This is a genomic window from Pseudonocardia humida (assembly GCF_023898865.1).
Classification (GTDB): domain Bacteria; phylum Actinomycetota; class Actinomycetes; order Mycobacteriales; family Pseudonocardiaceae; genus Pseudonocardia; species Pseudonocardia humida.
This window is the reverse complement of sequence record NZ_JAGSOV010000039.1, coordinates 38,023-56,170: the sequence shown is the minus strand read 5'-3', so window position 1 is coordinate 56,170 and position 18,148 is coordinate 38,023. Positions and strand designations below refer to the sequence as shown.

Annotated in this window: 18 protein-coding genes and 1 pseudogene; 11 read left to right on the top strand and 8 right to left on the bottom strand. The window is 75.8% G+C overall.

The window, feature by feature from the left end:
- Nucleotides 1-22: 22 nt before the first annotated feature.
- Both KDL28_RS18425 and KDL28_RS18420 read right to left on the bottom strand, forming a co-directional pair.
- Nucleotides 23-1,057: a chemotaxis protein CheB gene (locus KDL28_RS18425; RefSeq protein ID WP_252440292.1), complete on the bottom strand. Its 1,035-nt coding sequence runs from the start codon at nt 1,055-1,057 to the stop codon at nt 23-25.
- A gap of 88 nt (nt 1,058-1,145) precedes the next feature.
- Entirely contained in the window at nt 1,146-2,027 is an 882-nt protein-coding gene (locus KDL28_RS18420) for a LysR family transcriptional regulator (protein WP_252440290.1), read from the bottom strand.
- Between the two features lie 75 nt (nt 2,028-2,102).
- Here KDL28_RS18420 and KDL28_RS18415 point away from each other — a divergent pair, with 75 nt between their 5' ends.
- The 5 genes from KDL28_RS18415 (at nt 2,103) to KDL28_RS18395 (ending at nt 7,082) form a co-directional block, all read left to right on the top strand.
- On the top strand, nt 2,103-3,056 hold the full coding sequence (locus tag KDL28_RS18415) for an EamA family transporter (protein ID WP_252440492.1): 954 nt from the start codon (nt 2,103-2,105) through the stop codon (nt 3,054-3,056).
- A 105-nt stretch (nt 3,057-3,161) separates the two neighbouring features.
- Nucleotides 3,162-4,094 carry an ABC transporter ATP-binding protein gene (locus KDL28_RS18410; protein WP_252440288.1) on the top strand — a complete coding sequence of 311 codons (933 nt, stop codon included), beginning with the start codon at nt 3,162-3,164 and terminating at the stop codon, nt 4,092-4,094.
- Complete coding sequence (locus tag KDL28_RS18405) at nt 4,091-4,873, top strand: ABC transporter permease (protein WP_252440286.1); 783 nt, start codon at nt 4,091-4,093, stop codon at nt 4,871-4,873. Before KDL28_RS18410 ends, KDL28_RS18405 begins: the two co-directional genes overlap by 4 nt.
- Before the next feature lie 44 nt (nt 4,874-4,917).
- A complete protein-coding gene (locus tag KDL28_RS18400) occupies nt 4,918-5,628 on the top strand; it encodes a response regulator transcription factor (RefSeq protein ID WP_252440285.1) in 711 nt (236 codons plus the stop codon).
- Nucleotides 5,625-7,082: a sensor histidine kinase gene (locus KDL28_RS18395; protein WP_252440283.1), complete on the top strand. Its 1,458-nt coding sequence runs from the start codon at nt 5,625-5,627 to the stop codon at nt 7,080-7,082. The genes KDL28_RS18400 and KDL28_RS18395 overlap by 4 nt, the downstream gene beginning before the upstream one ends.
- A gap of 43 nt (nt 7,083-7,125) precedes the next feature.
- Here KDL28_RS18395 and KDL28_RS18390 read toward each other — a convergent pair whose 3' ends face one another.
- Nucleotides 7,126-8,526 carry a cation:dicarboxylate symporter family transporter gene (locus tag KDL28_RS18390; RefSeq protein WP_252440282.1) on the bottom strand — a complete coding sequence of 467 codons (1,401 nt, stop codon included), beginning with the start codon at nt 8,524-8,526 and terminating at the stop codon, nt 7,126-7,128.
- A gap of 139 nt (nt 8,527-8,665) precedes the next feature.
- Here KDL28_RS18390 and KDL28_RS18385 point away from each other — a divergent pair, with 139 nt between their 5' ends.
- Entirely contained in the window at nt 8,666-10,252 is a 1,587-nt protein-coding gene (locus KDL28_RS18385) for a sensor histidine kinase (protein ID WP_252440281.1), read from the top strand.
- Nucleotides 10,249-10,974: a response regulator gene (locus KDL28_RS18380; protein ID WP_252440279.1), complete on the top strand. Its 726-nt coding sequence runs from the start codon at nt 10,249-10,251 to the stop codon at nt 10,972-10,974. Before KDL28_RS18385 ends, KDL28_RS18380 begins: the two co-directional genes overlap by 4 nt.
- Nucleotides 10,975-10,981: 7 nt before the next feature.
- On the opposite strand, the gene KDL28_RS18375 is transcribed toward KDL28_RS18380, so the two are convergent.
- On the bottom strand, nt 10,982-11,560 hold the full coding sequence (locus KDL28_RS18375) for a hypothetical protein (protein WP_252440277.1): 579 nt from the start codon (nt 11,558-11,560) through the stop codon (nt 10,982-10,984).
- Between the two features lie 120 nt (nt 11,561-11,680).
- On the opposite strand from KDL28_RS18375, the pseudogene KDL28_RS41560 reads away from it, so the two are divergent.
- The 4 genes and pseudogenes from KDL28_RS41560 to KDL28_RS18360 form a co-directional block, all read left to right on the top strand.
- Nucleotides 11,681-11,860, top strand: a pseudogene (locus tag KDL28_RS41560) (TetR/AcrR family transcriptional regulator); the annotation flags it as partial.
- Nucleotides 11,861-12,337: 477 nt separating this feature from the next.
- Complete coding sequence (locus tag KDL28_RS41555; protein ID WP_308216028.1) at nt 12,338-12,769, top strand: SRPBCC domain-containing protein; 432 nt, start codon at nt 12,338-12,340, stop codon at nt 12,767-12,769.
- Nucleotides 12,759-13,142 carry an ArsR/SmtB family transcription factor gene (locus KDL28_RS18365; protein WP_252440273.1) on the top strand — a complete coding sequence of 128 codons (384 nt, stop codon included), beginning with the start codon at nt 12,759-12,761 and terminating at the stop codon, nt 13,140-13,142. The genes KDL28_RS41555 and KDL28_RS18365 overlap by 11 nt, the downstream gene beginning before the upstream one ends.
- 424 nt (nt 13,143-13,566) lie before the next feature.
- Complete coding sequence (locus KDL28_RS18360) at nt 13,567-14,679, top strand: MBL fold metallo-hydrolase (protein WP_252440271.1); 1,113 nt, start codon at nt 13,567-13,569, stop codon at nt 14,677-14,679.
- On the opposite strand, the gene KDL28_RS18355 is transcribed toward KDL28_RS18360, so the two are convergent.
- The 4 genes from KDL28_RS18355 to msrA all read right to left on the bottom strand — a co-directional run bounded on the left by KDL28_RS18355 (nt 14,666) and on the right by msrA (nt 18,145).
- Nucleotides 14,666-14,998 carry a hypothetical protein gene (locus KDL28_RS18355; RefSeq protein ID WP_252440269.1) on the bottom strand — a complete coding sequence of 111 codons (333 nt, stop codon included), beginning with the start codon at nt 14,996-14,998 and terminating at the stop codon, nt 14,666-14,668. The two genes, KDL28_RS18360 and KDL28_RS18355, sit on opposite strands and share 14 nt — an antisense overlap.
- Nucleotides 14,976-16,703 carry a PP2C family protein-serine/threonine phosphatase gene (locus tag KDL28_RS18350; RefSeq protein WP_252440267.1) on the bottom strand — a complete coding sequence of 576 codons (1,728 nt, stop codon included), beginning with the start codon at nt 16,701-16,703 and terminating at the stop codon, nt 14,976-14,978. The genes KDL28_RS18355 and KDL28_RS18350 overlap by 23 nt, the downstream gene beginning before the upstream one ends.
- 135 nt (nt 16,704-16,838) lie before the next feature.
- Nucleotides 16,839-17,468: a tetratricopeptide repeat protein gene (locus KDL28_RS18345; protein WP_252440265.1), complete on the bottom strand. Its 630-nt coding sequence runs from the start codon at nt 17,466-17,468 to the stop codon at nt 16,839-16,841.
- Nucleotides 17,469-17,632: 164 nt separating this feature from the next.
- Complete coding sequence (gene msrA, locus KDL28_RS18340; protein WP_252440263.1) at nt 17,633-18,145, bottom strand: peptide-methionine (S)-S-oxide reductase MsrA; 513 nt, start codon at nt 18,143-18,145, stop codon at nt 17,633-17,635.
- Between the last annotated feature and the right edge of the window lie 3 nt (nt 18,146-18,148).

Sequence of the window (18,148 nt, the reverse complement as noted above, 5' to 3'; positions counted from 1 at the left end):
CGGCCGGCCGGTCGTGGACGGCTCAGCCGGACTGCGCCGGGTCGGCGTGGTCCGCCGTCGGGCCCGAAACGACGCCGTCGACGATCAGCGCTCGCACGCTCGCGGCGTTGCGCTCGGCCTCCGCCGCCCGGTCGCGGTGGCGCGAGGCGGAGCCGTGGCGACCGGACCGCTCGGCGCTCTCGGCCAGCCGCAGCAGCAGCGCCCGCTTCTCCTCGATCGCCCGCAGCGCCACCCACAGGGCGTGCTCGGCCCCGCTGGTCTGCTCCGCGGTGAGGCTCTCCGGGGACCAGGCGTGGCCGACCCGGCAGCGGAACCGCGGCGCCGGCTCGCCGGGCAGCTCGAACAGCACACCCTCGCAGCTGGGGCACGACAGGCCCGACGAGGTCGCGCCGGACAGCGCGACCGTCTCGTCGGGCGCGACGGTCATCGCCGAGATGCGGGTCTCGGCCAGGAGCCGCTCGTCCAGGACCGGCGCGACAGACCGGTCCGCGGCCACCCGCAGCAGCTCGGCCAGCACGGCCCCGAGCTTGTCCGCCGGGTGGCTGCTCGCGCTGCGCACGTGCTCGAGGGCGCTGCGGGGCATCCCGGGGTAGAGCGCCTCCTCCGGTTCCTGCACCAGCGCGCCGCCCCCCGCCTCGGCGACGGCCGCCAGCCCCGCGGCGCCGTCGTCGCGCGTGCCCGACAGCACCACGCCCACCGCCCGCGGCCCGAACCCCGCGGCCGCCGACCGGAACAGCGGGTCGATCGCCGGTCGGTGCCCGTTCTCCGACGGCCCGCGCGACAGGTGCAGGTGCTCGTCGACCACCAGGACGTGCACGTCGGCGGGGGCGACGTACACCACCCCGGCCTCCAGCCGGGCGCCGTGCGTCGCGGCCACCGCCGGCAGCGGCCCGGCCCGGTCCAGGATGGCAGGCAGCGCGCTCGGGGCGTGCCGGGCGATGTGCAGCACCACGACCACCGGTGCCGGCAGGTCGGTCGGCAGACCACCGACCAGCGCGCGCAGCGCCTCGACGCCGCCCGCCGACGCCCCCACCACCACGATCCCGGCGACCGTCATCCGACGACCATCACGTCCTTCCACCCCGCCACGGCCAGCCCGGTCGGCGGTGCGCGCATGGTACTGCGCGCACCCTCCGACCACCGCCTCAGCGCGACGGCGGGGCCGCCGGGCGGCGGTAGAGCTCGGCGAGCAGGCCCACGACGTCGCGGGCGGCGGGGTGCGGGTCGACGCGCCACCAGATGACCCGCACCGGCACCGGCGGCGCGTCGCGCAGCCTGCGGAAGACCACCCCCTGGCGCTGGTACTGGGTCGACGTGCCCTCCGCGGTCACCCCGACGCACCGCCCGGCGGCGATCACCGCGAGCCAGTCGTCCACGTCGTGGATCTCCTCGATCTCCGGGCGGCTGCCGGCCGGCCAGAGCTCGGGCGTGGTGGTCCCGGTGCGGGGGTCGACGGCGAGCACCCGGCCGGTGAGGTCGGACAGGCGCAGCTGGCGGCGCCGGGCCAGCGGGTCGTCGGCGGCCAGCGCGCAGCAGCGAGCCTCCAGACCCACCACGGTCCCGGCGAAGCGCCGCTCGCCGCCGGTCTCCGGGGGCACGCGGGTCACGGCGACGTCGCAGGCGCCCTCGGCGAGCCCGCCGGTCGCCGAGTTGGTGCGCACCAGGTGCAGGGCGGTGTCCCCGTGCCGGGCGGCCCAGCGGCGCTGGAACTCGACGGTGTGCGCGCCCATCGCCGCCCAGGCGTGGCCGACGCGCAGCCTGCCCCGCCCGCTGCGCGCCTCCCGGGCCAGGTCCTCGACCTCGGCGAGCACCCGCCGCGCCCGGACCAGCACCCGCTCCCCCGCCGCGGTCAGCGCGACCTCGCGGCTGGTGCGGCGCAGCAGGCGCACGCCGAGCGCGTCCTCCAGGGCGGCCAGCGCGCGGGACACCGAGGGCTGGGAGACGCCGAGGTCGGCGGCCGCGCCGGTGAAGCCGCCCGCGTCGACGATCGCGACCAGGCAGCGCAGGTGCCGCAGCTCGATATCCATGCGAACAACGTATCGCTGAGCCACCCGATGCATTTTGTGGATGGTCGGCGCCCGCCCATGCTGATCGGCGTGGACATGGCGACCCCGACCCGGGAACCGAGCTCGACCGACACCGACACGGCGAGCGCCGACCGGCCCGGGCGCGGCGCCGGGGTGGCGCTGATGCTCGGCAGCGCGCTGTCGAGCCAGTCCGGGGCCGCGATCGGTGCGCTCGCCTTCCCGGTGATCGGGCCGGTCGGGGTGGTCGCCGTGCGCCAGTGGGTGGCCGGGCTGGTCATGCTGGCCGTCGGCCGGCCGCGGCTGCGCGCCTTCACCCGCCGGGAGTGGTGGCCCGTGCTGGGGCTCGCCGGGGTCTTCGCGACCATGAACGTCTCCCTCTACACCGCGATCGACCGCATCGGGCTGGGCCTGGCGGTGACCCTGGAGTTCCTCGGCCCGCTGGGCGTCGCGCTGCTCGGCGCCCGCACGGCCACGCCGGCCGGCCCCCGGCGCCGCGTCACGCTGGGCTGCGCGGTGCTGGCCGGCGCCGGCGTCGTCCTGCTGACCCGCCCGCGACCGAGCACCGACTACCTCGGCGTCGGGCTCGGCCTGCTCGCCGCGCTGTGCTGGGCGAGCTACATCCTGCTCAACCGCACCCTGGGACGGCGGCTGCCCGGCGTGCAGGGGTCGGCCGCGGCCGGGGCGGCGTCCGGGCTGGTGTACCTACCGGTGGGGATCGCCGTGCTGATCGCCCACCCCCCGACCCCGGCCGCGCTGGCCTGCGCGGTGTCCGCCGGGCTGCTGGCCTCGGTGGTGCCCTTCCTGTCCGACCTGCTGGCCCTGCGCCGGGTGCCCGCGCACTCCTTCGGGATCTTCATGAGCGCGAGCCCGGTGCTGGCCGCCGCGATCGGCGCGCTGGTGCTCGGCCAGGCGCTCGCCGCGCTCGACTGGCTGGCCGTCGGGCTGATCGTCACGGCGAACACCGCCGCCGTGCTCGTCACCCGGCCGCCGCGCCGGACGATCGCCGGACGCCCGCAGACCTTCCTGTGAATCCCGCGGCCGCGGGGGCCCGCCGGGCGGGCCGGGCCCTGGATTCCCAGGGTTCGTTCAGGAGCTCCCAGGGGCCTCCCGGTCCGGCCGGCCACGATCCGGGCCATGACGAACATCGACGTGCGCGGGCTGACCAAGCGGTACGGGCCGCGGACCGTGGTGGACGACCTGTCGTTCACCGTCCCCGCCGGGCGGGTGACCGGGTTCCTCGGTCCCAACGGCGCCGGCAAGTCCACCACCATGCGGATGATCCTGGGGTTGGCCGCCCCGGACGGGGGTTCGGCCACCATCGGCGGCCGGCGCTACCGCGACCTGCCCGTGCCGCTGACCGAGGTGGGCGCGCTGCTGGACGCCGGGGCGGTGCACGCCGCCCGGACGGCGCGCAACCACCTGCTCGCGCTGGCCGCGAGCAACGGCCTCCCCCGCCGCCGGGTCGACGAGGTACTGGCCCGCGTCGGTCTGGAGAGCGTGGCCGGCGAGCACGCCGGGAGCTTCTCCCTCGGCATGCGGCAGCGGCTCGGGATCGCGGCGGCGCTGCTCGGGGACCCGCGGGTGCTGATCTTCGACGAGCCGGTGAACGGGCTCGACCCGGAGGGCATCCGCTGGATCCGGGCGTTCATGCGCTCGCTCGCCGGCGAGGGCAGGGCGGTGCTGGTCTCCAGCCACCTGATGAGCGAGATGGCGCAGACCGCCGACCACCTGGTGGTCATCGGGCGCGGCCGGCTGATCGCCGACACGGGCATGAGCGAGTTCATGCAGACCAACGGGGACGGCACGGTGCTGGTGCGTGCCGACGACGCCGACACGTTCGCCCTCCACCTGTCGGCCGCGGGTGCGACCGTCCGGGAAGGGCCGGAATCGTCCCTGGTGGTCTCGGACATGACCGGCGCGCAGATCGGCAAGCTCGCCGCCTTCCACGGGGTCGCGCTCAGCGAGCTCGTGCCGCAGCGCGCCTCGCTCGAGGACGTCTTCATGGAGCTGACCAGCGACAGCGTCGAGTACCACGGGGCCGTCGAGTACCACGGAGCCGCGGCATGAGCACACACCCCGCCTTCGCCGACACCCTGCGCGGCGAGTGGATCAAGTTCCGCAGCCTGCGCTCGACCTGGCTCACCCTCGGCGGCCTCGTCGTGATCGGGCTCGGCATCACGGTGCTGTCGGCGGACGCCTCCGTGGCGTCGTACCCGACGGCAACGGTCGAGGAACGGCAGGACTGGGACCCGACGAACCGCAGCCTGCTGATGTACATGGTCGCCCAGCTGGTCATCGGGGTGCTGGGGATCCTCGTGGTCACCTCCGAGTACGCGACCGGCCTGATGCAGACGTCGCTGAGCGCCACACCGCGCCGGCACCGGCTGCTCGGGGCGAAGGTGGCGGTGGTCACGGCCGTCGCGGTGGTGTCCGGGCAGGTGCTGATGCTCACGTCCTTCCTCATCGGGCAGGCCCGCTTCGTCGCATCGGGCCTGCCGTACGCGACCCTCGATGATCCGCGTGCGCTCTCCGCGGTGGTCGGCGGTGGCCTCTACCTCGCGGTGATCGGGCTGCTCACGGTGGGCCTCGGCACGATCATGCGGGCCACGGCGGGCGCCCTGGCCACCCTGGTGGGGATCGTGCTGCTGGTGCCCCCGCTGGCCGACCTCTTCCCGTGGCTCGACGGGCTGTTCGCCTTCTGGCCGACGCTGGGCGGCGCCGCCGTCATGGAGACCGTGGTCAACCCCGACCACCCCCATCCCTGGCTGAACCTCGCCGGCATGGGTGCCGGCGCCCTCGCCGTGCTCGCCGTCGCCTTCGTGCTGTTCGAGCGCCGCGACGTGTGAGGCGCTGTTCCTATTGTGATCCGCATGCCGAGAGCGAGCCGGAGATGACGCGCGGGACCGGCGGCGGGCGGCTGCTCGTGGTCGAGGACGAGGCGACCGTGCGGGAGCTGCTCGCGGCCACGCTGCGGTTCGCCGGTTTCGAGGTGACCTCCGTGGCGACCGCGGGCGAGGCGGTCGCCACGGCCACCCGGGAACCGCCCGACCTCGTCCTGCTCGACGTGATGCTGCCGGACATGGACGGCTTCGAGGTGGTCCGGCGCCTGCGCGACCTGCGGGTGTCCGGGCCCGGCGGGCCCGTGCCGGTCCTGTTCCTCACCGCCCGCGACCGGCAGGCCGACAAGGTGACCGGGCTGTCCCTCGGCGCCGACGACTACGTCACCAAGCCGTTCGACCTGGAGGAGCTGATCGCCCGGATCCGGGCGATCCTGCGGCGGACCGCGGGTCACCACACCGGGGTGCTGACCGTGGGCGCGCTGGCGCTCGACCCCGACGGGCACCAGGTGACCCGGGGAGGCCGGCCGCTGCGGGTGACCGCCACCGAGTTCCGGCTGCTGCGCTACCTGATGGAGAACGCCGGTCAGGTGGTGTCCAAGGCGCAGATCCTGGACCGCGTCTGGCACTACGACTTCGCCGGCGACGCCGGCATCGTCGACACCTACATCTCCTACCTGCGGCGCAAGGTCGACGTCGAGGAGCCCCGGCTCATCCACACCGTGCACGGCGTCGGCTACGTGATGCGCGAGCCCCGGCGATGAGGTCGCCGCGGCTGCTGTCGCTGCGACTGCGGCTGCTGCTGCTCACCGCGGCGCTGCTGCTGGCCGGGCTGAGCCTGGTCAGCGTCGTCGCGACCGACCAGCTGCGGCGCTACCAGCTGGACCGGCTCGACACCCAGCTGCGGTCGTTCACCACCCTGCTGGCGCAGGCACCGGCGATCGGGCTCGACGACCCGATGGGCACCGCGTCGCTCGCGGTGACCGACCCGGCCCTCGGCCTGATCGGCACCCCGTACCTGGCGTACCTCGACGCCGCCGGCGCGGTGGTGCGCGGTGTCCACTCGTCCCGGTTGGCCGAGGCCGCGCTACCGGCCGGCAGCGCGCTGCGCGGGGTCCCCACCAGCGGCACGGCCGTCGACCTCGACGCCGCCGACGGCTCGTCGCGCTGGCGCGCCGTCGCCGGGCCGACGGCCGGCCGGGACGGGACGGTGGTCGCGGCCGCGCCGCTGGCCGAGATCGACGCCACGGCGGCCCGGCTGCGGGCCACCACCATGATCAGCGGCGCCGCGCTGCTCGTGCTGCTGACGGCGGCCGGCTGGTACGCCCTCGGCCGGGGCCTGCGGCCGTTGCGCCGCATCGAACACACGGCGGCTGCCATCGCCTCCGGTGACCTGAGCCGGCGCGTCCCCGTGGTCGCGGCACCCGGGACCGAGATCGGGCACCTCGCGACGTCGCTGAACGTGATGCTCGGCCAGCTGGAGCGGGCCTTCGCCGAGCGGGCGGCCTCCGAGGCGCGGATGCGGACCTTCGTCTCGGACGTCAGCCACGAGCTGCGCACCCCGTTGTTCGTGATCAAGGGCTCGGCCCAGCTGAACCGGATGGGTGCGCTGGCCGAGCGCGCCGACGTCGACGAGGCGATGCACCGCATCGACCGCGAGGCCACCCGGCTCACCGCCCTCACCGAGGACCTGCTGCTGCTCGCCCAGCTCGACGACGCCTCCGAAGGGCACCTCGACCGGACCCCGATGGACCTGCGCACGCTCGCCACCGACGCCGGCCACGACCTGCGCGCGCTGGACCCGTCCCGGGCCGTCGGCCTGACCGGTCCGGGCGGCGACGGCCCGCCGGGCCCCGCCCCGGTGCACGCGGACGAGGCCCGGCTGCGTCAGATCGTCGCCAACCTGGTGGGCAACGCCGCCGCCCACACACCGCCCGGCACGCCGGTGCGCATCGGTGTCGGGACCGCGGAGGGCCGTGCGGTGCTGGAGGTGGCGGACGAGGGCCCGGGCATGACGGCCGAGCACGCCGGCCGCGTCTTCGACCGCTTCTACCGCACCGACCGCTCCCGCAGCCGCTCCGGCGGCGCCAACGCCGGACTGGGGCTGGCCATCGCCCGGTCGCTCGCCCGCGCCCACGACGGCGACGTCGAGCTGGAGACCGCGCTGGGGGAGGGCGCCTGCTTCCGGCTGACCCTCCCCCTGCCGGACCGGAGCTGACCGGACCGGGCCGCGCTCCGCCCGCCGCGCGGCGGGCGTCCTCTCAGACGCTGGTGCCCGTCGACTGCTTGTCCAGCGACGGGCGCTGCCCGACCGGCGCGGACCGGTCGTCGTCGGGAGCGTCCTCGCGGGGTGCGTGGTCGTCCTCGTCGTCGAGCATGGTGGCCTCGTCGAAGGGGTCGTCGCCGGCCAGCACCCGGTCGGCGCGCTCCCGGTCGAACTCCCCGACCCACTTGCCGACGAGCACGGTGGCCACCGCGTTGCCGGCGAAGTTGGTCAGCGCGCGGGCCTCGGACATGAACCGGTCGATGCCGACGATGATCCCGACGCCCTCGACCAGGTCGGGCCGGTGCGCGGCCAGCCCGCCGCCGAGGGTCGCCAGCCCGGCCCCGGACACCCCGGCCGCGCCCTTCGAGGCGACGACCATGAACACCAGCAGGCCGATCTGCTCGCCGATGGCCATCGGCCTGCCCAGCGCGTCGGCGATGAACAGCGAGGCCATCGTCAGGTAGATGGCGGTGCCGTCGAGGTTGAAGGAGTAGCCGGTGGGCACGGTGATGCCCACGACCGGGCGCGACACGCCCACGTGCTCCATCTTCGCGATCAGCCGCGGCAGCGCCGACTCCGACGAGGAGGTCGACACGATCAGCAGGAACTCCCGGCCCAGGTACCGCAGCAGGGAGAAGATGTTGATCCCCGCGGCGAAGCGCAGCAGCGCGCCGAGCACGACGAGCACGAACAGCAGGCAGGTCACGTAGAAGGCCAGCATGACCTGCGCCAGCGCGTAGAGCGCGTCGACGCCGGTGGAGCCGACCACCGCCGCGATCGCGCCGAACGCACCGATCGGCGCCACCCACATGATCATCGCGAGGACCCGGAAGACCAGCCGCTGGATGTGGCGGATGCCGGTCAGGATCGGCTCGCCCGAGCGGCCCAGTGCCTGCACGGCGAACCCGACCAGCAAGGCGACGAACAGCGTGGACAGCACGCTCTCGCCGACCAGCGGCGAGAACAGGGTGGTCGGGATGATGTTGAGCAGGAAGTCGCCGGTGCTCTCGGCCTCCGGCGCCTCGTAGCCGGGCGCACCGGCGATGTCCAGGCCGGCACCCGGCTGCACGATGTTGCCCACGACCAGGCCGATCGCCAGGGCGAACGTCGACATCGTCAGGAAGTAGCCCAGCGCCAGCAGGCCGACCCGGCCCACCGTGGCCGCCTGCCGGATCGCGCCGATGCCCAGCACGATGGTGCAGAAGATGATGGGTGAGATCATCATCTTGATCAGGCTCACGAACCCGTCACCGAGGGGTTTGAGCGCCTTGCCGAGGTCGGGGAAGAGGAATCCCACCGCGATGCCCAGCAGCACCGCCACGATGACGGCGATGTAGAGGTAGTGGGTGCGGTCTCGGCGCTGGGCGCTCGTGGGCGGTGTGCTCGCGGCTGTCACAGTCTCTCCAGGTCCGGCGGCGACGACGGGTTGACGACGGGCGTTGCGTGGCACCGTGGGGCGGTGGCCATCGGCGCACAGGATGCGGGGAGGTGTGGTCGCCATCACCGTTTCGTTCATTTCGTCCGCTGGACGGGCGGTGGCGAGCACCCGGCCGCGGCGCGGCCCGAGCCTGGCCGGGCGCCTGTTCGCGCTGCAGGCCGCGGTCGTCGTGGTGGTGCTGGCCGGCTTCACCACGGCCACCTGGCTGCAGCTCGGGCAGGCCACCGATGACGCCGCCACCAGGGAGATGCTGAGCATCGCCCGCACGCTGGCCGATGCGCCCGAGGTGCGCGACGCGGTCGACGACCCCGACCCGTCGGCCCTGCTGCAACCGCTCGCCGAGCAGGTGCGCGTCGACACCGCCACCGACTTCGTCGTCGTCATGAGCCCGACCGGGCAGCGCTGGTCGCACCCGAACCCGGACCTGATCGGCGAGCGGTTCATCGGCACCATCGGGCCCGCCGCGGACGGCGGGTTCGTCACCGAGACCTACACCGGCACGCTCGGGCCCTCGGTCCGCGCCGTCGTCCCGGTGCTCGACCGCGGGCGGGTGGTGGCGCTGGTCTCGGCCGGGCGCACGCTCAGCGCGGTCTCCCGCGAGCTGCAGCGCCAGATCCCGGTGGTCGTCGGCGTGGGCGCGGCCGCGCTCGGGGTGGCCGCGGCCGGCTCGTGGCTGGTGAGCCGGTGGCTGCGGCGCGCGACGCACGACCTGGGCCCGGCCGAGCTGTCCCGCATGTACGAGTACTACGACGCCGTCCTGCACGCGGTGCGCGAGGGGCTGCTGCTGCTCGACCGCGAGGGCCGCGTGCAGATGGTCAACGACGAGGCCCGCCGGCTGCTCGCGCTGCCCCCGGACGTCACCGGCCGCCCGGTCGACGGGCTGGGCCTGCCGCCCGCGCTGGGCGCGGCGCTGGCCGGGGGCACCGGGGGCAGCGACGAGATCTACCTGACCGCCGACCGGATCGTCGTGGTCAGCCAGGCCGCCGCCCGCTGGAGCGGGCGGCACCTCGGCTCGGTCGTCACCCTGCGCGACCGCACCGAGCTGCGCGAGCTCGTCACCGAGCTGCGCACGGTCCGCGGGGTGGCCGACTCGCTGAGCTCGCAGGCGCACGAGGCGGCCAACCAGCTGCACACGGTGCTCGCGCTGATCGAGATGGGCCGGGCGGAGGAGGCGCTCGAGTTCGCCACCGGCAGCCCGGCCCAACGCCTGGTGGACGGCGTCGTCGCCGGGATCGGGGTGCCCGAGCTGGCCGCGCTGGTGCTGGCCAAGGCGGGCGAGGCCGAGGCCCGCGGGGTGGAGCTGGTCGTGCGGGAGGGCACCGCGCTGCCCGCCGGCCTGGCCGACCCGCACGACCTGGTCACCATCGTCGGCAACCTGCTCGACAACGCGATCGACGCGGCCGCGGGCGCCCCGACCCCGCGCTGGGTCCGGCTCGGCGCGGAGGTCGTCGAGCCGGGTGGGGTGGTCCTGCGGATCGCCGACAGCGGGCCGGGCGTGCCCGCCGACGACGTGGAGCGGATGTTCGGGCGGGGCTGGACCACCAAGCCCGCCGTCGACGGGCGCGCGCGGGGCATCGGGCTGGCGCTGGTCGACCGGGCGGTCCGCCGCCACGGCGGGGACGTGCGGGTGTCCGCGGAGCGGGGTTCGGAGTTCGTGGTGCGGCTGCCGCTGGCGACGACGTGACCACCGGAACCGGTCCGGGACCGGCGATCCGCACGCTGGTCGTCGAGGACGACCCGATCGCCGCCGAGGCCAACGCCGGCTACGTGCGCCGGGTCGCCGGCTTCGAGGTGGTGGGGGTGGTCGGCAGCGCGGCCGATGCGCTGCGCGCCGTCGCCGCCACCCCCGTCGACCTCCTCCTGCTCGACGTGCACCTGCCCGACGGCAACGGCCTGGACGTGCTGCGCAGGCTGCGCTCGACCGGCCGCACCGTCGACGCGATCATGGTCACCCGGGCCCGCGACCTGGCCGTCGTGCAGGCCGCCGTGGCCTTCGGCGCCACCCAGTACCTGGTCAAGCCGTTCACCGCGGCCGTGGTGCGGACCAAGCTCGAGGCCCACCGCGAGTACCGCGCCCGGCTCGGGGCCGGGGCGCCGGTCGTCGCCCAGGGCGACGTCGACGAGCTGCTCGGCGCGGTCCGCGGCGGCGCCGTGCCGGTGGGCGGGCTGCCCAAGGGGATCAGCCGCGAGTCCCTCGACGCCGTCGTGCGGGCGCTGGCCGGGGCGGGGCCGACCGGGCTGACGGCCAGTGAGGTGGGCGCGCTGCTCGGCACGTCGCGGATCACCGCCCGCCGCTACCTGGAGCACATCGCCGAGACCGGGCTCGCCGTGCGGCACGCCCGCTACGGCAGCACCGGGCGCCCGCAGGTCGAGTACCGGGCCCAGCCGGGGGGCGTCGCGGGCTGAGGTGCGCTCAGTAGCCGGGGGCGCGCTCGCCGTCGGTCTTGAGGGGGTCGCCCACCCGCACGTGCAGGAGCGACACCTCGGGCGTCAGCACCGTCACGACGAGCCGGTGCTCCCCCGACTCCGCGGGGGTGAAGCGACCGCTGAACGCGTACCACTCGCAGAACGCCACCTCGGGGCAGCGCGTGTCGAGGGCGACCGGCTCGTCGAGCAGCACCCGACCGGCCGCGTCGGTGACCTGCACGCGCAGCTGCGCGGGATCGGGACTGGCGGTCGTCGGCTCGGGGGCGACCAGCAGCTCGTGCTCGGTGCCGGCGTGCTCGACGGCGATGTCGAACCCGACCTCGGCCGGCACCTGCGCCCCGGGCCCCTCGGCCTCGATCTCGAAGAGCGTGGTGTCGGCGTTGCCGTCGTCGATCAGGTAACCCAGCGCGCCGAATCCCGCGCAGAAGACCAGGACGGCGATCGGCGTCACCCAGCGCTTCCAGAGCGGCACCCCCTTCTGCGCCCACTGCCCGAGCACCGCGCACCCGGCGAAAAGCAGCCCGCACCCGAACGCGCTCAGGAAGATGATCGTGCTGGTGTCCACGCGCCGCTCCCCGTCCCCCCGACCCGGGTGGATCATCGCACCCGCGCGCGGGCCCTCGGCACGGATACCGGGTCCGCGGTCGGCCGCGCCGAGGGGCCGGGGCGGAGCGCACAATGGCGCATGGTCCCGCCGCGCCGCATGGGCAGCGAGAACTCGAAGACGCGGTCGCGGCTGCTCGACGCGACCGAGCAGCTGATGCTGGAGAAGGGCTACGCCGAGGTCGGGATCCGCAGCCTGGCCCGCGCCGCCGGGGTCGCCCCAGGGCTGGTGCTCTACTACTTCCGGACCCTGGACGACCTGCTGCTGGCGGTGCTGCGCCGCCGCGCCGACGAGGAGCTGCAGCGCAGGCGCTCGGGGTTGGCCGACCGCCACCCCCTGCGCGCGCTGTGGGACTTCGGCGCCCGCTCGACGGGCACGACCCTGCTCATGGAGTTCATCGCGCTCGGCAACCACCGCGAGGTCATCGGCCGGGAGATCGCCCGCTACGCCGAGGAGCTGCGCAGGCTGCAGCTCGACGCCCTGACCCGCCACTGCGCCGACCACGGCCTCGACCCCGACGAGCTGCCCCCGCTCGTCGCCGTCGTCCTGCTGACCAGCATCTCCCAGGGCCTGGTCATGGAGCGGGCGATCGGGATGACCACCGGGCACGAGGAGACCCTCGCCCTCGTCGAGCGGCACATGCGGCGCTTCGACGGCGGGCCGACGGCGACGCCGCTTGACGCAACTCATCGGTTGCCATACGGTCACGATCAGTTGGTCGCCGCCAGGAGGTCTGCCGTGGGTTTCCCCGATCGCATCGAGCGCACCGTCGAGATCGCCCATCCGCCCCAGCGGGTGTGGACCGCGATCACCACCGCCGAGGGTCTGGCCGCGTGGTTCGGCCACGAGGCCGGGATCGACCTGCGCCCCGGCGGGGCCGCCTGGATGAAGTGGGACGACGGCGCCGCCACCGAGATGCGCGTCGAGCGCGTCGAGGAGCCGACGGTGTTCGGGTTCACCTGGCGCATCAACGGCCTGCCCGAGGACGACCTCCGCCGCACCTACGTCGAGTTCACGCTCGAACCCACCGGCGCGGGCACCCGCCTGACGGTCGTCGAGTCCGGCTTCGCCCAGCTGCCCGCCGACGCGCACAGCGCGGCGTTCGGCGGCAACACCGACGGCTGGCGCCGGGAGCTCGGCGAGCTGGTCGCGCACCTCGATGCCGCCTGACGTCGAGGCGGTCGCCGAGCAGGTCTTCATCGCGCTGGCCGACCCGAGCCGGCGAGCGCTGCTGGCCGCGCTGGCCGCGCACGGCCCGGCCACGGCCACCGACCTGGCCACCCGGTTGCCCATCACCCGCCAGGCCATCGCCAAGCACCTCGCGCTGCTGGCCGACGCGGGCCTGGTGACGGCCGAGCCCGGCGAGCGCCGCCGCGTGCGCTACCGGCTGCGCTCCACGCCCATGCAGGTCGCCCAGCAGTTCCTGGCCGCGATGGCCCGCGACTGGGACGGTCCGCTCGCCGCGCTCGGCAAGCACCTGGATGACCTGCCCGACACCCCTGACCCCGACACCGCACCGCTCGACCGGCGCGGATCCGCATGAGCTGAGTACCCCGCACGACGACGCCCCGCCGCCCGCGGAGCGCTGACCCCGCACGACGGGGCCGGCGGCAGCCCGGCCGTGGCGTCGACCAGCCGGGTGGCGACCTCGTCCCACCCGCCAGGCGCCGTGGGCGCGCCCTCGGCCAGCGCCTGCTCGCGCTCGGCGATGGTGTGCACCACCACGTGCCTGAGCATGTCGCTGCGCCCGGCCTGCACCGCGGCAGGCAACCGTCCACCTCCCACCAGCCCTTTCGCCGCCACCGCGGCGGCGGCCGGCTCAGGGTGGGGTCCGCGGCCGCCGAGGGGGACCGCGACGCCGGGAGATGGACGTCACCACGCCCCGCCGCACCGGCGGACGCCGACCGCGAGGTAGCGTCGGTTTCCGAACATCGATTCAACTACGTCGACCGCGGAGGGGCGCGTCCATGCTCACCCCGGACACGCTGGAGGTCCGCGCGCCGCTGCAGGAGCGCGCCTGGCGGGAGCGGGTCCTGCCGCCGGTCGAGCGGCTCGACCACGGCACGTGGTCGGTCCCCGTGCCCATCCCGGACAACCCCCTGCGCTACACCCTCAGCTACCTGGTGCCCGGCGACACCGGGCTGGTCGTGGTCGACCCCGGGTGGGAGAGCGACGAGGGCTGGGCCGCGCTCACCGCGGGCCTGGCCGCGGCGGGCGCGGGCGCTGGCGACGTCGTCGGCGTCGTGGCCACCCACATCCACCCCGACCACCACGGGCTGACCGCCCGGTTGCGGGCGGCGTCCGGGGCGTGGGTCGCGATGCACCCGGCCGAGGCCGAGACGCTGCCCGCGCGGCAGGCCGCCGCCTTCCGCGCCGGCCAGGGCGACGGCGAGCGCCCCCAGGGCGTGGCCGGGGCGGGCGGCTGGCTGACGCACGTCTGCGGTGCCCCCGCCGAGACCGTCGACGAGATCATGTCCGCGTTCCTCGACCGGGACGCCGCCGACGGCGTCCCCGGGTTCGGCGCGATGGCCGAGCCCGACGTCCTGCTCTCCGACGGCGACCTGGCGCCGCTGCCCGGCAGGCGGCTGCGCGCGGTGTGGACGCCCGGTCACACGCCCGGGCACCTGTGCCTGGTCGACGAGACCGCCCAGGCCGTGCTGACCGGCGACCACGTGCTGCCCGGGATCACCCCGAACATCAGCGCGCACCCCGGGCAGGGCCCGTCGATGCTGGCCCGCTACCTGGACTCGCTGCGCAGGATGGCGGCCTACGACGACCACGACGCCCTGCCCGCCCACCAGTACCGCTTCCGCGGCCTGGCCGCCCGCACCGACCAGCTGATCGAGCACCACCGGGAGCGCTGCGCGGAGATCCTCGCCGCGGTCGCCGAGATCGGCGAACCGACGATGTGGCAGCTGGCCGAGCGGCTCACCTGGTCGCGGACCTGGGCGCAGATCGGGCCGATGCGCCTGGCCGCGCTGGGCGAGACCGCGGCGCACGTCGAGTACCTCACCGAGCGCGGGGAGCTGAGCTGGGACACCGCGTCGACCGAGGGCCCCGCCCTGGTCAGAGCGGCGTGAGCTGGTCCCGGCCGGCGGCCGGGACGTCCCGGGCGGTCGGGAGGTCGCGCAGGCCGGCGTCGAGCACGGCGTGCGCGCCAGCGCAGGAGCCCGTCCGCCCGGTCAGCAGGGCGTCCAGCCAGCGCATGCCCTCGGCGAAGAGGTCGGCCTCGCCGATGTAGACCGCGGCGGCGAGCACGTCGACGACGTGCGCGAGACCGTCGGCCGGCGGGTCGGCCGGGTCGCCGGACGTCACCAGCCCGAGGGCGATCTCGGCGGCGCGCGGCGCGTCGGCGGCGGCCGGCGCCGCGAAGAACTCAGCGCTGGCGGTGCCGTCCACTGCCGGGTGCCTCCTCCCGGGAGGCGTCCTCCGGCCGGACCACGTAGAGGTGCCGCCGCCCCGGGGTGGGCACCGCCGGGGCCTGCACCACCAGCAGTGCCATGTCGTCGTGGGGGCGCTCGTCGAGCCGGCGCGTGGTGTGGTCGAGGATGCGGTCGACGATGCCCGGCGCCGGCAGGATGTGGCAGCCGCGCAGCAGCTCGGCCAGCCGCTGCTCGCCGAACAACTGGGCGCCGTCCACGCCGCCCTGCGCGTCGACGACGCCGTCGGTGTGCAGCACGCACGCCTCGCCGGGGGCGAGGTCGACGGTCCGGTCGACGAACCGGGGCGGCAGGTGGGCGCCGACCACGCCGCCGCCGATGTCCACGACCTCGACGCCGTCGCGGCGCACCACCAGCGGCGCCAGGTGGCCGCCACCGGCGAGGCGCAGGCGCACGCCGCCGTCGGGCAGCGCGCGGGCGTCGCCGAGCACCAGGCTGACGAACCGGGGGCCGCCGTCGGCGGGGACGGCCTCCAGCTGCATGGTGTTGAGCAGCTCCAGCGTGTGGACCGGGTCGGTGTCGAGCCTGCGCAGCACCCGCACCGACTGACGGACCTGCCCGGCGGTCACCGCGGCGTCGACGTCGCGCTCGCGCACCTCGCCGATCAGCAGCGCGACCGCGCCGTCGGGGGTGGTGTGCACGTCGTAGAAGTCCGAGCCGATCAGCAGCCCTTCCTCGGCGGGGCGGAACGCGGCCGCGATCGTGATCCCGTCGACGCGCGGCAGCCGCGGCTCGTGGTTGGTCCGGCGCAGCACCTCGGCGGCGAGGGAGCGCTGGGCGTAGAGCGCCGCCGCGGTGAGCGCGACGCCCGCGCGCTCGGTGAACTCCTCCACGAGCGTGGCGTCGGGACCCTGCCACGGCGCCGCGGTGACGTCGCGGACCAGCACGAGGGCGCCGGCCGGGTGCCCGTCGCCGGGCAGCGTGCAGACCACCGCGCCGGCCGGCGGGTCCCGCGGCGTCCACGGCTCGCCGGCCAGCTCGGTGCCCAGCAGCGGATCCGGGACGGCCGCGGTACCGCGCAGCGCCGCGGCGACCAGCTCGGGCAGCGCGGTGACCGGCAGCCGGCCGCCGGTCGTGTCGCGGCCGTCGCAGCGGAACCACTCGACGGTCCCCCGCTGCACGGGCAGCACGACGACCGCCGAGTCGGCGAGCTCGGCGGCCAGCTCCACGAGGGCCCGCGCGGTGCGACCGGGGTGCAGCGACTGCCCGAGCCGGGTGCTCGCCGCGGCCAGGAACCGCGAGCGGGTGCGCTCGGCCAGCAGGTTGTCCAACCGGGTGCGGGACTCGGTGACGTCCTGGAGGTACCAGCCCGTCCAGCCGCGGGTCAGCGCGGTCGGGCGCGCGGTGACCGCCCGGCCGGGGACGTCGAGGTCGACCTCGCCTGCGGTGGGGTCGGCCTGCGCGAGGACGGCCAGCGCGCCGCCGAGCACCTCGCCGACGGTGAGATCGGGCAGCATCCGCAGGGCGGCGGGGTTGGCCGTGCGCACCACTCCGCGCTCGTCGCAGGCGAACGCCCCGAGCGGGGCGCCGGCGAGCAGGCCGTGCTCGACGGTGCGCGCCGAGGCCGTGACGGGCTCGGCCGGCGGCTGCGGCGGCTCGGGGCGCGCGGCGGGGCGCACCCGCTCCATGCGGCGCGGGTCGACGTCGACCCGGCGGCGGCTCACCGGTCCGGCACCTCCCCCGCGCGCTGCGACCCGGTCGGCTCGCGCGTCCTGTCGATCAGCCATGGCAGTGACCGAGCGTAGCTCGTCGGACACCCCACCCGCACGCCCCCGTCGAGGGTCGGTGGGGGCACGCGGTCAGGGCGCGATGCGCGCCAGCAGCTCCCGCGCGTCGCGCGCGTCGCGGTCGGTGGTGGCGTGGCGCAGCGCCCGCCGCGCGTGCCGGGCGGCCCGGCCCCGCTCGCCGCGCTCCAGCAGCAGCACCGCGGCGTTGTACTGGTCGGCGTGGGTCGGGCCGGCCGCGGCCACCACCCGCTCGGCCTGCTCGGCGGCCCGCTCCGGGCGACCGGCCTCGACCAGCGCCCGGGCCAGCGCGATGCGCGGCGGCAGCGCGTCGGGCGCCGCGGCCACGAGCTCCTCCAGGTCGGCCGTGGCCGCGGCGGCCTCGTCCGGGTCGCCGGTCGCCACCACCTCGACCAGCAGGGACGTCGCGTCCAGCACCGTCGACTGCCGCAGCGCGCGGTCGCGGGCGCCGGGCAGCGGGCGCAGCGCGGTGATCTCGGCCAGGTTCACCTCGGCCAGGTACCGGACGTCCGGGTGCGGCGAGGACCGGGCCAGCGCGCAGCAGTGGCCGCCCAGGGCGAGCAGGCCCGCGTCGGCGGCCGTCGCCCCGCAGTCGAGCAGGAACACCGACCGGTCGCGCGCCCCGGCCTCCCCGACGGCGACGGGCCGGGGCACGCCGCGCCACAACCCGCGCAGGTGGCGCACGGCGTCCAGGGGACGCCCGGACTCGGTCAGCGCCGTGGTGAAGGCGAGCCAGTCGCCCGCCTCACCCGAGCGCTCGGCGCGCGCCAGCAGGGCGTCGAGCCGGGCGGCCGCGCGCGTGAAGGACCCGCCCGCCGGTGCGGCGAGCGGGTCGCTCGGGACCGGGATCAGCTCGCGGTCTCCGCCTGCCTGCGCGGCAGCACCCAGCCGGGCCGCACGAAGTGGCAGGTGTAGCCGTAGGGGTACTTCTGCAGGTAGTCCTGGTGCTCCTCCTCGGCCTCCCAGAACGGGCCGGCCGCGACCACGTCGGTGACGACCCGGCCCGGCCACAGGCCGGAGGCGTCGACGTCGGCGATCGTGTCCAGGGCGACCCTGCGCTGCTCGTCGCTGGTGTAGAAGATCGCCGAGCGGTAGCTGCGACCGACGTCGTTGCCCTGGCGGTCGCGGGTGGACGGGTCGTGGATCTGGAAGAAGAACTCCAGCACCTCGCGGAACGAGATCACGTCGGGGTCGAACACGACCTCGACGGCCTCCGCGTGGTCGCCGTGGTTGCGGTAGGTGGCGTTCGGGGTGTCGCCTCCGGAGTAGCCGACCCGGGTCGAGATCACCCCGGGGCGCGCGCGGAGCAGCTCCTGGGCCCCCCAGAAGCAGCCCGCGGCCAGGATCGCAGTCTCGGTCATCGT